Origin of the sequence: Shewanella sp. SW1, assembly GCF_025653545.1 — a bacterium.
Lineage (GTDB): Bacteria > Pseudomonadota > Gammaproteobacteria > Enterobacterales > Shewanellaceae > Shewanella > Shewanella oncorhynchi.
The window spans coordinates 41,810-56,473 of record NZ_JAKKSG010000001.1; the positions used below are offsets into that span (position 1 = coordinate 41,810).

Genomic DNA, 14,664 nt, shown 5'->3' on the forward strand with positions numbered 1-14,664 from the left:
ATGGACTTCACGCAGGAGGATTTATGGCTAATCGCGCCGCGGATGTATTGAAAATAGGGCGCCGTTTACGGGGCATGACCCAAGACGAAGTGGCTGAGATTTACGGCATTAGCCGCAACACTTATCAACGTTGGGAAAATGGCCGTACTACTGCGCCCTATGACGATGTGACATCGATATGCCTTGATGTCTTTAAGCTTTCCATCGAGAAGATAAATGAGGTGGCCAATGGGCTTTAGCGATGAACCCGAGCAGAGGATGAACATTAAGGCGTTGCGGTTAGGGCTGTATCGCTGGGGCCGTTATTGGGCGTACCAAGAGTTGGGCAAGGGGTTTTCAAACCGCAGCGCCTGCGACCGTTTAGGTGAAGCGCTGGGCGGCGGCAACTTAAAGCACGAACTCAACGTGCCTGCCCACGTCGCCCATTTTGACCACCTCGTTGAGCAGTTATCCATTAACTGCAAACGCGCTATTCGCGCCCATTACCTCTGTAAAGAGCAGTGGGCTTTAATGGGATTTGACAGCAAAAAATCTTACATCTTCTGGCTAAGAAAAGCTGAAATGGCACTGCTAGATAGGATGAATTAGAAGGAACGCCCTCTTGCGAGGGCTGGCGGGTTAGACGGTTGTCCACCAAGACTGCTAACCCGTTGACAGGATTTTATCAAAGGTTCGGCCCGTTATCTCGGTAAATGGATAGTGTGCCGCGTATTCATTATCGGGCTGTTCTCACCGATTCGTATGAGCTTAAAGTTCTGAGTTGCTGTATCGGGCAGTTTTTTAGACTGTAGTGACATTGTTATTTTCAAACAGAAAAGTGCGTTCGTACACATCGACACTCCCTTGGTAAGTGTTGGCGATGCCAAAGTAATTGATCCAGCTTTGCATGTGCTCTTTTATGATCTGTCTATTGAACGCGATATACAGAGCATATATATCCTTGTTGGAAAGTGGTCGGTGAACTCTCTGAACGGTGAATAAAATAGATAAGGAGACATGTACACACAAAAGAAACAAAGTGGTTCTATCGCAGAATTATGAACTCTACTAGAGGGCAGTGAATCATGCTAGGTAAGTCAGACTCACTGAAAACGTATGACTGAGTGCGCAGTTATGGTTAGTTAACATGACTCCGTTAAATAGTTTATCGTCTAGGTTTAGTTTGCTTTACCCAGAGCCAAAGACCACTCAGCGATACCAACAACAATGCCAATCCGAAAATATCCCATATCCATACGGCGTAGGCTCCAAATAAGCGGCCGCTATGTAGATCTAGCATCACTCTTTCCCAGTTGAGGTTTGCGCTGCGGGCGTATTGAATCAAATCAGCATCTACTGAATCTTTTGGCGTAACCCAATGCAACGGCGCTAATGGCTGCGCAGGTATCCAATCGATAAGATTTTCATCAGTTTGATAATAGCCTGAAGTGGTTTTAAGCCAAACACGATTGACTGTTTCGAGACGAGTTGCATCGAGAGTGAATGACTCTATGGCTAAGGCCTCTAAACCCTTTGGTAAACCTGTGCTGCTATTTTGAGTTTCCTGTAAGTGCCCTTGGCTATCAAACAGATAAAGTTGATCATTATCAATAGCTATCAATAGATTAGATAAAAATGCCGCACTAATTAATTGGCTTTGAGCCTCGAGTATTGGTTCATGCCCTAGCCAAAGTCGGTTATCTGTGACAAATAGTGGCTGGACTTGACTGCCAAATTGGGCAACATGATGGGGGGGCGCAATCCCATAATAATCCAACAACCACGTTTGTTGCACAGGGGATTTATTCAGCTGCAGTGCTTGGCTGTGATTGATGGCTACACCTGTCACGACGAGCAATAGGATAAATAAACAGCTTAAGATACCCAGCCGGCGGTGCCAAGGGCGAAGTGCGCGGGCAAGTTTGTAGCGAATAGTCGGTATTGCTTGTGATTTGTGCTTTCGAGTCATAGTTACATTTACGTCTAGTTAGTTGACTATTATTGACTCATTTCTGCTTTGGTAACATGGTTATGGAGCCACAAAGCAATACGAGATAGTTTCGTCAAGGCTCTGACCGAAAGGGTGGCACCAGTAATACCGTCAATATGCTGATCGAGTTGTGTTTGGTCGTCGAGTTTGGCTGATTTGAATTGATCCGTAAAGAAATCATGGCGAACTTCATCGCCTCGGCTTTCACGATAGACCAATACCTTCGTTCTGACGATGGCTTCATCTTTAATATGGATCCCGACGGTGATTGGTGCTTCTTTGCCTATTTCATCTAAAATCCACACGGTTTCATTGTCTTGCTGCCAATAACGAATGCGCATCTTATTGAAACTATGGGCAAGTATCGATTCGATAACCTGCTTCGCATGATCATCAACCCAAAAGACCTTAGTTGTGCCTTTATTGCCATTAAACGCCTGTTGAATAAAAGCATCGGTACTTTGATATTCGACGGCGCTTAGCCGCAGAGGGCATACCGCGAGTAATAATATCGCTAGGCTGCTAATCAATGATCTGCCAAGGCGCTGGCTCACCTTTGTCAGTGCTGCGAAAAATGTGCCCATAATAACCTTCAAAAATAACGAATAAAGTCACACATCTGCAGATGTGTGACTTGACGAAAGTGAGAAACAAAGTTTAGAACTGGTAACCCACGCCTAAGTTGAAACCGTCGGCGTCTTTAGCACCGCCCGCTTTTTCATAATCGGCTTTAAATACCACGTTTTCATGTAACCAGTAATTCACACCAATATTAGTTTGGGTGATTTCGGTGTCAACATCATTGCCAGCCTTGTTATCCCACGCATTGTAACGGGCAAAGACACCAAAGCTTTCGTTGAAGCGATATGAAGGCTCAATGTAATAGCCTTTCTGCTTATCTTGTCCTAGGGCTTCTGCCTCTTTGCCATCGATATCCCATTGAGCATAAAGTGCTTTAATGGTGAAGTTTTGAATGCTGTAGATAGCGTGCGCGGTTAACAGTGTGGCCGATGCCGTATCGACATCCGCAGCCCCTTGGGTTAAATCAGATTGATATTGTGCAGAAGCAGCCAGCTCTAAACCGGGCACAGCCGTGTATTTCACGCGGGCGGTATAGGCTAAATCTTCACCCTTAGCGTTAGATACTTTTTGGCGACCGCTACGAATATTAAATGCTTTGTCGCCCGTTGTGGCAACAGCAAGACCGCTAGTCACTGCGGTATCAAATGCAAGGCCAGGTGCCGCTTTAATATTTAACGCTAAACCCGCCTCCCACCAAGTAGCAGGGATGATGTCAGCTTCAACCGGATTACGCTCAACACCGTAAAATGCAGGTGGCTCGTGGGTTTCGTTGATAATACCGACAGGCATCAGGAATAAACCCGCTTTACCCGTGTAGCTCTGGTTAAAATCATGCTCGATATAGGCTTGTTCTATCTCGACTTCCCCCTTTTTACCTTCACCAGCCAATGCATGTTCCACTTCTAGCTCAGAGAAAAAACGGGTTTTCTCAGTAAATTCATGGCCAACGAACAACACAAAACGATGAAAATCGAATTCTTTTTTGTCTTTGCCTTTAATGTTGTCTGAAATGTTGTTGTAGTGCAGTTCGCCATAACCACCAATAGTCGTTGCACTCTTGCTTGAGCTAGTTTCTTCAACGGCATCGGCGGTTTTTTCTACTCGTTTTTCAGTTTCTTCTAAGCGTTTTTCAAGATCCTGCAGCACTTGCTGTTGCTGCTCAATTACTTTACGCAGTTCTTGTGTTTCATTCGTCGCGAGCGCCTGATGGCTAGCAAAGAGGCTCAATAGCGCAGTAGCAAGTAGTGTTTTTTTCATTATTTCCCCTGAAATGGTTACAATTTGTAAATGTATGTAAAAATTGTTAGCGATTTTACACATTGGTTTAAATAATGCAAACAATTCGCATTTGGATTTATGATTTAGATCAATTCTTATTTAATTTGAGTTCGGTTTAATAAGTTATAACTGCAATAGCATTCAACTCTGTGTTAGTGATATTCAGTTGTGGCTTATTGTCATTAAATTGATAAGCGATCTGCACCGCTTCATATAGAGCACATCACGTGCTCTGGCAGTAAATAAAAAGTTTCAGCCAGTGGCTGAAACTTCATCTCTGCATCAAAACACAAGCTGGAAGTTGATATTCGCGTTCGAGGATATTGATCAAGTCAGAAAGCTGTTTTACATCTGTTTAAGATTTATCGCAGTGAATTGACATATCACGCAGTTCAAGCAATTTTTGCTCAAGATTGCTTGATAGGTATCTACCAGTGGAAATCAGTCTTTTTATGTGTGTTTTAGTAGCCTGATAATGTTGTAGCTTCACCAATGGTTTTTACCAGATACTGCTAAAAAGTGGGTAATACCGCGATTAGATTGGAAGCCTGCTATGACGCAGTTTATGATTGTAAGCGATGACTGTATATCGTTCTGATAAAGCCACTTACGCAGACGATTTTATAGTCTCGACTTTTGCATGAGCCATTTACCTGCAGGTTTCGTAGTGGGTGTAGAGTATGAAGCCAAGTAGAATGCTCAATCCCATTTGGCTTCATTTACTCTTTGATTAACTCTTTTTCGAGAGCACCTTAAAACTGGTAGCTCACGCCGACATTCATTGTGGTTCCTAAGCCTTTAGTGTTGTAGCCTTTAAAGGTAAAAGATTGCGAGCGGGCAGAGTAATAATCTTCGTTGAACAGGTTTTCTACACCAAGGGATAAAGTCCAATCATTTATTTGGTAGCTACTGCTCAAATTGACAATGTTGTAATGCTCAACGGGGCCTTGGCTGCCAACATATGCACCATTAATTGGCTCGAATCGGTCGCGATCGCCGATATATAAATAGGCAAGGCTAATATTGCTGTTGTCTGTTGGTTGCCAATCTAAGGTAGCGGTAAATTTAGGTGGTGAGATGATTTGCCCGTCTAAATACTCATCTTTTTCGGTATCTTTACCTTCGACAAAACTATAGCTCATGCCAGTGCTGAGATTGTCTAACCAAGCGTAACTGACTTGTGCTTCGTAACCCCAAATTTCTTGCGGGGCACGAATAGGAACATAGGCACCTGATACTGCGTCGTATTTGCTGCTGGTGCCGAGTTCTGATTCGCTGAAAAAGGCCGCTAGCTCATAGGAAAAGGCATCAACATAGCCTGAAATGCCTATCTCATAGTTATCAATAATGGCTGCCTGTGATTTGATTAAGGCGATATTATTGACTGCCGCAGCGCGTAACAACAAACCAAGATCAGAAATATCTGCTCCTTGGGAATAACTGATAAACGGGCTAGCAAAGCTGCTGCCTGTATAACGTAGCCCTAAGTTATAGGTGGTGGCGTTAAAGCCGAGATCGCCTCCTTTAACATCAATCGATTCGGTACATTGAGTCGCACTCGCACACAGTTTTAACGTACTGTAATCTTTAACACTTAAATCCACACTATCCTGACGAACTCCCGCCTTAATGACCCAATCATCAAATATCACCCATTTAGTTTGCAGATAGAAAGCAAGATTGGTCATGTCCATTTCAGGTACCCAAATACGGCCATCCTCAAGGGGCTGACTGCTGATATCCTGCAAAGCATCGACCCCATAAACAAAATTGGTGACTATGTTGTCCCAATCGACCTCGGTATTAAAGTTGGCGCGTAAGCCAATTTTTTCAGACAGAATAATTGATTGCCCACCGCTGTATCCTTCTGATGGATTAGCGAGTGAGGAAGAGAAGAAAAACATGTTATCAATTTTTTGGCCGTAGGCGTCTAACACCATTTGTGTGCTATCTAATAATGCATCGTCAACATACTTCAAGGTAACGTTATGGTTACCCTTAGGTCCCTGTGGTTCGCCGAGTTTAGGCTTGCCTGAGGTATCTTTAATGGCGTAGGTTTTAACGCCAGAATTGATACTGCCACTGACATCAACTAAGTCTGCATCCTGTTGTGCTTCGTAGTAGTTGTAGGTGAATTGCAATGACTTTGCATCAGTAAACTGGTATTGCAATTTGGTAAATAGGTTTTGTGTTTTCGTTTCGGATAATCCATAAACTAGGCCTGGTACGTCACCTTCAGCATCACGCTGTAGGCCAGTTTCTTCGGTCACAGCATTTAATACATAACTGAACTTTTCAAGTGAGCCATCCACTCCAGCATTAAAGCGATAGCCAGCGCTGTCTTCAAATTTGACTGTGCTGAATTTACTCGAGGCACCAAGATTAACTTGTGCTTTACTGTCGCCAGGTTTCTTGGTGATGTAGTTGATAATACCGCCTGCTGCACCATTACCGTAAATCGAGGTTGCACCTTTAATGACTTCGATACGCTCTATGGCGTTCGCATCCACTGAGCGCATATCAAGCGAGCCATTACGCAATGGTGTCGATTGCGGTACACCATCAATCAGTATGAGTGCCTTACGGCCACGTAACGTTTGTCCTGCATTACTTGAGGTTCCTGAAGATGGCGCTAAGCCAGGGACTCGCATTGCTAGAATATTCTGTAGCTCGGAACTGACCTTGAGATCTTGGTTAAGCGTGGCGTTATCAATTAAGGTGACAGATGAGGGGACTTCATCAATACGCTCCACGACGCGACTTCCTGAGATAATCAGGCGTTCAATATTTGCAGGTGGCGTGGTAGAGGTCACTGGTGTGGTGGCAAAGGCCATACCGGAGAATAACACTGAACCAACTAAGGCATAACGTATTGAAGCTGCACAGGGGGTGAGCGCGAGTCGCATAGTCAATCCTATATAAGTGAAAACGGAATAAAACCTAGCATTGAGTCCAACCAAAGACTTATGCACCAAGCAAGAAGGGCACGAATGATAATTATTACTGAAAAGTTTTGCAGGTTATTTACATTTGTTAATTTTTATGGAGATTAATCTTTTTCTGTCATGGTGATGGTAAAAATAATGTTGAGTCACTTTAATTGGGTTGCATCGACTTACATTTGGCTTATCGGCCCTAGCTCAGTAAAATCTTTCCATTAGTAGAGCCCGTTTGGCTCAAGGATCTTCACGCCCGTCATGGGATTTAAGGAGTACCACATTAAATCAATGAGTTTGGGCTTAGTGGGTTTGGCTGTCGTACTCGGATTATCGGCCTGTGCGACCACGCAATCGCCAACGGGTCGTGGGTAAACTTGCACTTTTCTGCGACGCAGATGGGTGATGCTTCCTTCGAGAAAATGAAAAAGCAGCAAAAAGTGAGTAGCAATAAAAAGCTAACGCAATACGTTAATTGCGTTGCTAAACGTATTACAGCAGCGCAGCCAGATCAAACCCAGCGCTTAGATGTGGTGTTGTTTGACTCAGAACAAGTCAACGGCTTTACTCTGTCAGGTTGCCATATTGGTGTTTTACATCGGTTTGAATCTGTTCTGAAGAGAATTTTATTCATATTCAGTGAAAAACTGTCCCAGAATAGCAGGAAACGAGCTGTTGGGAGGGCTTTAAGCAGCGTGATGAATCAGTTACTGAAAATATCAACATGGCACGAAAGACGGTTTGAACTCAATATGAAGACTCGGAATGCCTTTGCCCAGCTGAAGCGTTTTATTAGGTGTTAATGTGAGCCCAGTTGAGCGTATATAATCGTTCCATAGGGATTATGTGTGAAAGCTGTCACACATAACAATATGCATACTTTTTTATACAAGTGAGTTTATTTTTAATTGTGGTTTATATATTAAAAATGTGACTACCATTCTATATGTAATATCAATTTTTCTTTTTACCAATAACAATGGCGCCGCGAGTAATACTTCCGACAGTATCGTCAGATTGGCTAGTATCAACCGGCTCCTTCATTATTATGGGCACTACATTAATAACATCATATCCATCAGTATCTAGCTCTTCGTATGCGTTCTGGAGACATCTAGCAAAGTCATCAAAATCTACACTAGGCAATGATATGCAGTGTGACTTCTGGTTAAGTAAATAGTCTAAGTCACTTTCAATTGTCTTAAGGTTTGACCAGAACCAAGTTGTTTTAAATTTTTCTGTCATAAAATCTCCAAAAAACAGTAGCGACCTGCGGAGTATAAAATTTATTTTTTATGAAACCTCATGCTGATGAAATAACCTTTTAAAGTAGATCCATTTGAGTTGCTATATCTAATTAGAGTGATAGGTCTCAAAATATCATCGGTTTGAACCAAAAAGTATTTAAGCCCCGTATCGAATGCAATCATACCATATCATTTTGTTTCAAAAAATTAACAATAACCCAACTTTGCTAGCTGTATCCCACTTTACTTAAAAAAATCTACTTTAAGAAAGTACGCTTAAATTAGTGTGGTTCTTGAGAGTTATTAGCATATTGTCGAATAAAAGAGACTGAAACTCTTACAGCAATAAAAAGCTGAACAAATGTTAATAAGCAACATTTGTTGAGGGTCCGTCGTGATTCTGGAATTTTTGCCAAAATCAATTTAACACACTGAATATATGTGTTTATATTGGATAATGAATTTTACCAAGGTTGTTGCTGCAAACGCCGTGTAGGCAACACATTTGGCACAAAAGCGATTTCGAAACACAGTAAACAGGGTTAAATTTTAGATCACTAAAAGTATGGTAAACGACTATTAACAAAGGCTAAAAACGACAACCGATATGAGTTATGGCACTGTCAGTTACACCAGCAGCGCCATACTGAAAGAATTAAAACTTGTTTGAGTCATTTACTGCCAATAATTCACCGTTACTGGCGATTTTCAGAAAGACCTGTTTTTTAGTGGTGGGGTTAACAGCACTTACCACATAGAAATTACCTTCAAAAGTCACAATGGATAATTGTGATTCAGGTACATCTTTCCATGAGCCATCTAATTTACCGACCTCAAAACCAAAGTCTTTAAATGTCATTTGATTAAGTGACTTAGCGGCCACCTTTATCGCACCTTGTCCACTCATCACACCATGATCAGCATGAGCTAAAGCACTACCATTCATTAATAGGCCACATAGGGCGACAACTGTTATCAATTTTTTCATAGCATTCTCCAAATTATGTCAATTATTGCTTAAGACCAATGACGTCATACTGTCCTTTAACCAGTAGCTGTACGGCAATAGGCTTATCCGATTTATTTTTCCAGTACCAACCATGTGAACCTGTAAAGGGAGCGGTAAAACTGCCCTTCATTTCGTTTGATGTTGCAATGGTATAACTCTCAAAGTATCCAGTGGTATTTCCCTCAGGTTCACCATGGAGATCAAAATACAAAGCGTCGCCATCAGTTAACCATTCATAGGTCATTTTGGCATACTGTGGCATAGCAAACTTGTATTCGACGCCTCGACCAGCGGGAACAACCACTTCAATCGTTTGAAATTCTTGGCTGTTTTTCTCACCTAAGCCCTGCGTTGAAACCACACCTTCGGCTTCAGCGGCTTGTGCAAGTGTCGTTAATCCCAATTTTTGGCCTACGCCTGTCGGATCAATGTTGTACTCGGCAGGAAGGATAAAAGTCACCAGAGCAATAGCCGCAATGACAGTTGCGGAAATACTGGCTTTGACTAAAGTGGTTGTACTGACAGTGTGTTGCATAATATTCTCTTATTATTAGTTTAATTGACGAAATAGCCGGTAAGCTGATAGCCCATCAGCATGATCCCGGCACTCATAAGTGCCGTGTTTGTGAGCGTTGAAAATCGCTGAAATGAAGGAAAGTGACGCCAAGCGTTAATCACTATTAAAATAAAGGCCAGCGCAGCAAATTGTCCGATCTCTACCCCGATGTTAAATGCCAATAAATTGGTAAACAGGCCTTCCTGTGACAGATCAAATTCCTGTAATTTGGTTGCCAGTCCAAAGCCATGGAACAAACCAAAGATTAACACGGCTATTTTGGTATTGGGTTGCCAGTTAAAACAGCGCTTGAAACCACCTAAGTTATCAAAACCTTTATAGATCACTGAAATGCCGATAATGGCATCGATCAAATACGCATTAACCTGAACATCAGTCATAACGCCAAGTAACAACGTCGTGCTGTGACCAATAGTAAACATGGTGACATACAACAACACATCTTTGCTGCGGTACAAAAAGAAGATCACCCCCACTAAAAATAGTAAGTGGTCGTATCCGGTGATCATATGCTTAGCCCCGATATACAAAAACGGAATAAATTGCACCCCTTGGTTTTGTTCTAAAAAGGCTCGGGTATTGTCATCGACCCCATGGGCCAATACATCGACACTGATAAAACCTAACAGTCCAATTAAGAGGAATAGACTGATTTTTAATAGCTTATTTGGCATCAGCTAACTCCATTGCTTCTACTTCAGTCAAAATAGACTCCTTTTCTTTGTGTAAAATTCGATATAGCGCGGGGATAACAAATAGCGTTAATAGCGTAGAGGAGATAATACCGCCAATCACTACGGTAGCCAGTGGCCGTTGCACTTCAGAACCAATACCGGTATTGAGGGCCATAGGAATAAAGCCAAGCGAGGCGACTAATGCGGTGGTTATGACCGGACGCAGTCTTGTAAGTGCCCCTTCAAAAATGGCGCTATCGAGTCCCATCCCTTCTTTACGCAATTGGCGGATAAAGGACACCATTACCAGACCGTTTAAAATCGCAATGCCCGATAGCGCAATAAAGCCAACCGCGGCCGAAATTGAGAACGGAATATCGCGCAGCAACAGCGCCGCAATCCCACCAGTTAACGCCAGAGGCACACCAGTAAAGATAATCATTGCGTCTTTAAAGGAGTTAAGCGCCAACATCAGCAACCCGATAATCATCAACAAGGTAACAGGCACCACAATACTGAGGCGTTTTGAAGCCGATTGCAGTTTCTGATAGGTGCCACCGTACTCCAGCCAATAACCTGCGGGAATTGCCACTTTTTCACCAATAACGGTCTGAATATCGGCGACAAAGCTGCCTAAATCTCGTCCACGCACGTTAGCAGTAACGACCATTCGGCGTTTACCGTTTTCACGGTTTATTTGGTTAGCGCCAGAAACCAGCTCTAAGGAGGCTAATTCTTGAAGTGGAATGCTTTGACCGCCAGACAAAGCAATAGGTAGATAACTGAGCGCATCGATGTTTTGCCTACGCGACTCATCAAGACGCACCACAATATCTGAACGCACATCCCCTTGGTAGAACTTACCCGCCACAGTCCCTCCCATCGTGGTAGCAACTTGAGATTGCACCTCCATGATACTGATACCATGCTGCATAAGCTTTTGACGATTTGGAATGATGTTCAGCATCGTCAGCCCCGTGCTCTGCTCAACCTGAATATCTGCAACGCCTTCGACTTGAGCGATGGCGGACTCAATTTCTGCGCCCAGTGCTGTGAGCGTATCAAAATCATCACCAAACACTTTGATGGCAAGTTCTGCCCTTACCCCTGCCAGCAGCTCATTGAAACGCATCTGAATGGGTTGCAAGAATTCATAACGGTTACCCGGTATAGGGGCGACTAGGGCTGCAAGTTCTTCGACGATTTGTACTTTCGATTTGTCAGGATTGGGCCACTGTTCTCGCGGTTTTAAGATAATAAAGTTATCCGCCACACTGGGAGGGACCGCATCGGTAGCCACATCAGCCGTGCCGATTTTGGCAAATACCCGCTCAACCTCTGGCATCTGTTTAATTTTATCTTCCAGTGTTTCCTGCAGGGCGATTGCCTGACTCAGCGAGGTTCCCGGAATTCGAAGGGCGTGCATAGCAATATCCCCTTCATCTAGATTAGGTGCGAATTCACTGCCTAATTTCGTCGCCTGATAACCAAAGATTGCCACTAACAGCGTGGCAGCGATGACAACCATCCAGCGCCCTTTAATGACCCAGCTTAAGGCCGGGCGATATAAGAACACTGCGCCACGAATAAGTGGACTGTGTTTCTCTTTCACCGGTTTTTTAAACAGCAATGCAACCATTGCAGGAACAAAGGTGACGGAAAGCAGCATTGCACTTAACAGTGCAATCACCACTGTAATGGCCATTGGATGGAACATTTTGCCTTCCACGCCTTCCAGCGCAAAAATCGGCAAATAGACCGCCGTAATGATAAAGACACCAAACAGTGCCGGGCGAATAACCTCGCGAGTGGCCTCAAAGACGAGTTCTAAACGTTCTTTTAATGGTAAGGGATCATCCCCCGCCTGACTTAAACGCCTCAGGCAGTTTTCAACAATGATGATCGCGCCATCCACTAATAAACCAAAGTCCAGAGCCCCTAAGCTCATCAAGTTAGCACTAACACGAGTCTGCACCATGCCCGTAATGGTCATCAACATGGCAAAAGGGATGACTAATGCGGTTAAAAATGCCGCCCGAAAGTTTCCTAGCAAGACAAACAACACCACGATCACCAGAATTGCGCCTTCAAGTAGATTGGTTTGTACTGTCTGTAACGTTTTATCTACCAAGGTGGTGCGGTCATATACGGCAGTGGCCACAATCCCTTCTGGTAAAGTTGCATTGATTTCTTTGAGCTTTTCGCCCACGGCATGGGCTACGGTGCGACTATTTTCACCAATTAGCATAAACACGGTACTCATGACCACTTCACGGCCATTTTGCGTGGCGGCACCGTTTCGCAAACCTTGGCCATTTTCAATCTCTGCCACATCTTTGATGGTCAAGGCTGAACCATTGGTCGATTTCAGCGGGATATTGCCAATCGTGGCCATATCCTCTGCCTGACCTGGCATTCTCAGTAGCCACTGTGCGCCGTTTTGCTCAATAAAACCCGCACCTTGATTTTGATTATTTTTAGCGATGGCATCGACAACATCTGCCTGAGTTAAGCCAAAGGCCAAGAGTTTTTCTGGTTTGAAAGCCACTAAAATTTCACGTTCAAAACCACCAATAGGATTCACTTCAACAACGCCGGGCACTCGCATCAACTGCGGTCTAATCGTCCAATCGTGCACAGTGCGTAAATCCATTGGCGTGATCGGCGAACCATCGGCATGGGTTGCATCAGGCAATGCATCCACCGTAAACATAAAGATTTCACCTAAGCCTGTCGCAATAGGGCCAAGCTGCGGCTCAAGTCCTACAGGCAATTCAGCACGGGCAGCGGATAATCGTTCGTTCACGAGCTGGCGGGCAAAATACACATCCGTGTCGTCACTGAATATGGCAACCACTTGAGACAAGCCATAGCGAGAAACGGAACGTGTGTAAGTTAGCCCAGGTAAACCTGCCAAAGCGGTTTCCAAGGGAAAGGTGACCCGTTGCTCAATCTCAAGCGGGGTATAACCTGGGGCTTCGGTGTTGATCATCACCTGCACATTGGTGATGTCCGGCACCGCATCAATCGGCAATTTAGTGAAGTTCCATATGCCTAATCCGGCTAAAGCTAATACCATCACCAGCACTAGGAATTTTCGCTTTATCGAAAAGCGTAAAATCGATTCCAACATGACTTACACTCCTAGTGATCGTGGGATGCGCCAGACTTTTCAATGTCGGCTTTTAAGATATAGCTATTTTCGGTGACGTATTCAGTGCCAGGTTTCAAACCGCCCAGTACCTCAACCCATTCACCGCCTTGACGGCCTAGCTCCAGCATACGCACTTCATATTGCTCACCGACTTTGGCAAACACCACGGTGAAATCACGAAACCCTTGCAATCCAATTCGTTTAACTGCCAAAGGCACCTCAATGGTGGCCACTTCAATCTTGGCGTGAACAAAACTGCCGGAGGTAAACGCTCCCTTTTCATTAGCAAGTTTTACCCACACGATACGGGCTTGATCATCACGCACTTGGGGCTCGATAAATGAAACAGTACCTTGATAAGTCTCATCCGAGCCCTCTATCTGCAAAGTGACGGCAGCACCGATGCTAACCTTTTGATAATCAATGGGGTATACCGCCAGTTTAGCGATATAATGACTGTTATCGGTGAGCGTCAGCAACGAACGGCCAAGGGTTTGCTCGCCACTGTTAGCGAACTGCTGCGTGACTACGCCATCGGATGGCGCTTTGATTTGATACGGCTTCAAACTTTCGTTACTTTCTATGGTTAACAAGGGTTGGCCTTTTTTTACCCTGTCACCCAGTCCAACATACAACTGCGTAATTTCTCCTTCAAAGCGAGCGGCGATGGCACGCTGCGATTCTACCGGTAGCGCCAATGTGCCATAGGCAGGGATTGTTTGGTGCAAAGTGGCAGGACCTGCAATATCGGTTTGAATATCCATCGCGGTGGCGACGGCTTGCTCTATCGTGGTGCGACCTTCAAAGTTGTCATACTGCCAAAGGTACGTTTTACCTTGGTATTTAGCCTCAATAGTGACCACAAACGAATGGGGTTCATAGATCTCCATATCACCACGGAGGAAATCCCCTTGTGCGTTAAAGCGAATGTCATCCACGACATTGCCTAAGCGAGTCAATTTAACGCTAAAATCAACAGTTTTGGGATCTAGTGGTTTCCCTTCATAGGTCAACCACACTCGAAACTCTGGGGGGACACCCGTTTCAAAAATGGACAGCTCTAAAGCAAAATTCCCCTCACGCAGCATACGTCCACGGTGCGGGCCTTTTTCTGGCTCAGCCTGCTCAGCAACAGGGGCTGAGGAAGCCATTACAGGTGTTGGGATGAAGGCGTTCATACCCATACTGAGCAGTATCGCCAAACTCAGTGACGAAAGGGTGTGGTTATTTTTCATAAG

Annotated in this window: 12 protein-coding genes and 1 pseudogene; 3 read left to right on the top strand and 10 right to left on the bottom strand. The window is 44.2% G+C overall.

The window, feature by feature from the left end; all coding sequences use genetic code 11:
- The first annotated feature begins 23 nt into the window (after positions 1–23).
- Together L5M71_RS00245 and L5M71_RS00250 are read left to right on the top strand one after the other, a co-directional pair.
- Positions 24–239 (top strand): helix-turn-helix transcriptional regulator, encoded by a 216-nt coding sequence (locus tag L5M71_RS00245; protein ID WP_220592831.1) that lies wholly within the window; start codon positions 24–26, stop codon positions 237–239.
- The gene (locus L5M71_RS00250; protein ID WP_263206135.1) at positions 229–588 is read left to right on the top strand and encodes a hypothetical protein; all 360 of its coding nucleotides are present in this window, start codon (positions 229–231) and stop codon (positions 586–588) included. Before L5M71_RS00245 ends, L5M71_RS00250 begins: the two co-directional genes overlap by 11 nt.
- Positions 589–1,144: 556 nt before the next feature.
- On the opposite strand, the gene L5M71_RS00255 is transcribed toward L5M71_RS00250, so the two are convergent.
- From L5M71_RS00255 to L5M71_RS00270, 4 genes are all read right to left on the bottom strand, one after another.
- Positions 1,145–1,948, bottom strand: a complete 804-nt coding sequence (locus L5M71_RS00255) for a PepSY-associated TM helix domain-containing protein (RefSeq protein WP_263205775.1) — start codon at positions 1,946–1,948, stop codon at positions 1,145–1,147.
- Positions 1,949–1,977: 29 nt separating this feature from the next.
- Positions 1,978–2,553, bottom strand: a complete 576-nt coding sequence (locus L5M71_RS00260) for an FMN-binding protein (RefSeq protein WP_011846737.1) — start codon at positions 2,551–2,553, stop codon at positions 1,978–1,980.
- Positions 2,554–2,626: 73 nt separating this feature from the next.
- Positions 2,627–3,808, bottom strand: coding sequence for a porin (locus L5M71_RS00265; RefSeq protein WP_263205780.1), 1,182 nt, complete (start codon positions 3,806–3,808; stop codon positions 2,627–2,629).
- A 773-nt stretch (positions 3,809–4,581) separates the two neighbouring features.
- Positions 4,582–6,735 (bottom strand): TonB-dependent receptor, encoded by a 2,154-nt coding sequence (locus tag L5M71_RS00270; protein ID WP_263205782.1) that lies wholly within the window; start codon positions 6,733–6,735, stop codon positions 4,582–4,584.
- A gap of 312 nt (positions 6,736–7,047) precedes the next feature.
- Here L5M71_RS00270 and L5M71_RS00275 point away from each other — a divergent pair.
- Positions 7,048–7,358 (top strand): annotated as a pseudogene (locus L5M71_RS00275) (M48 family peptidase); the annotation flags it as partial.
- A 361-nt stretch (positions 7,359–7,719) separates the two neighbouring features.
- On the opposite strand, the gene L5M71_RS00280 reads toward L5M71_RS00275, so the two are convergent.
- From L5M71_RS00280 to L5M71_RS00305, 6 genes are all read right to left on the bottom strand, one after another.
- A complete protein-coding gene (locus L5M71_RS00280; RefSeq protein WP_263205784.1) occupies positions 7,720–8,010 on the bottom strand; it encodes a hypothetical protein in 291 nt (96 codons plus the stop codon).
- Between the two features lie 657 nt (positions 8,011–8,667).
- Positions 8,668–9,000 carry a DUF6488 family protein gene (locus tag L5M71_RS00285; protein ID WP_263205786.1) on the bottom strand — a complete coding sequence of 111 codons (333 nt, stop codon included), beginning with the start codon at positions 8,998–9,000 and terminating at the stop codon, positions 8,668–8,670.
- Positions 9,001–9,022: 22 nt separating this feature from the next.
- Complete coding sequence (locus tag L5M71_RS00290; RefSeq protein WP_263205788.1) at positions 9,023–9,556, bottom strand: hypothetical protein; 534 nt, start codon at positions 9,554–9,556, stop codon at positions 9,023–9,025.
- A gap of 20 nt (positions 9,557–9,576) precedes the next feature.
- A complete protein-coding gene (locus L5M71_RS00295) occupies positions 9,577–10,272 on the bottom strand; it encodes a HupE/UreJ family protein (RefSeq protein ID WP_263205790.1) in 696 nt (231 codons plus the stop codon).
- Entirely contained in the window at positions 10,262–13,405 is a 3,144-nt protein-coding gene (locus tag L5M71_RS00300) for an efflux RND transporter permease subunit (RefSeq protein WP_263205793.1), read from the bottom strand. The genes L5M71_RS00295 and L5M71_RS00300 overlap by 11 nt, the downstream gene beginning before the upstream one ends.
- A gap of 11 nt (positions 13,406–13,416) precedes the next feature.
- Complete coding sequence (locus tag L5M71_RS00305) at positions 13,417–14,661, bottom strand: efflux RND transporter periplasmic adaptor subunit (RefSeq protein ID WP_263205796.1); 1,245 nt, start codon at positions 14,659–14,661, stop codon at positions 13,417–13,419.
- Positions 14,662–14,664: the final 3 nt, after the last annotated feature.

What these genes read in the sequence shown, in the direction of transcription:
- L5M71_RS00245 (WP_220592831.1), top strand. Translation starts at nt 24, where the DNA reads ATGGCTAATCGCGCCGCGGATGTATTGAAAATAGGGCGCCGTTTACGG.
- L5M71_RS00250 (WP_263206135.1), top strand. Translation starts at nt 229, where the DNA reads ATGGGCTTTAGCGATGAACCCGAGCAGAGGATGAACATTAAGGCGTTG.
- L5M71_RS00255 (WP_263205775.1), bottom strand. Translation starts at nt 1,948, where the DNA reads ATGACTCGAAAGCACAAATCACAAGCAATACCGACTATTCGCTACAAA.
- L5M71_RS00260 (WP_011846737.1), bottom strand. Translation starts at nt 2,553, where the DNA reads ATGGGCACATTTTTCGCAGCACTGACAAAGGTGAGCCAGCGCCTTGGC.
- L5M71_RS00265 (WP_263205780.1), bottom strand. Translation starts at nt 3,808, where the DNA reads ATGAAAAAAACACTACTTGCTACTGCGCTATTGAGCCTCTTTGCTAGC.
- L5M71_RS00270 (WP_263205782.1), bottom strand. Translation starts at nt 6,735, where the DNA reads ATGCGACTCGCGCTCACCCCCTGTGCAGCTTCAATACGTTATGCCTTA.
- L5M71_RS00280 (WP_263205784.1), bottom strand. Translation starts at nt 8,010, where the DNA reads ATGACAGAAAAATTTAAAACAACTTGGTTCTGGTCAAACCTTAAGACA.
- L5M71_RS00285 (WP_263205786.1), bottom strand. Translation starts at nt 9,000, where the DNA reads ATGAAAAAATTGATAACAGTTGTCGCCCTATGTGGCCTATTAATGAAT.
- L5M71_RS00290 (WP_263205788.1), bottom strand. Translation starts at nt 9,556, where the DNA reads ATGCAACACACTGTCAGTACAACCACTTTAGTCAAAGCCAGTATTTCC.
- L5M71_RS00295 (WP_263205790.1), bottom strand. Translation starts at nt 10,272, where the DNA reads ATGCCAAATAAGCTATTAAAAATCAGTCTATTCCTCTTAATTGGACTG.
- L5M71_RS00300 (WP_263205793.1), bottom strand. Translation starts at nt 13,405, where the DNA reads ATGTTGGAATCGATTTTACGCTTTTCGATAAAGCGAAAATTCCTAGTG.
- L5M71_RS00305 (WP_263205796.1), bottom strand. Translation starts at nt 14,661, where the DNA reads ATGAAAAATAACCACACCCTTTCGTCACTGAGTTTGGCGATACTGCTC.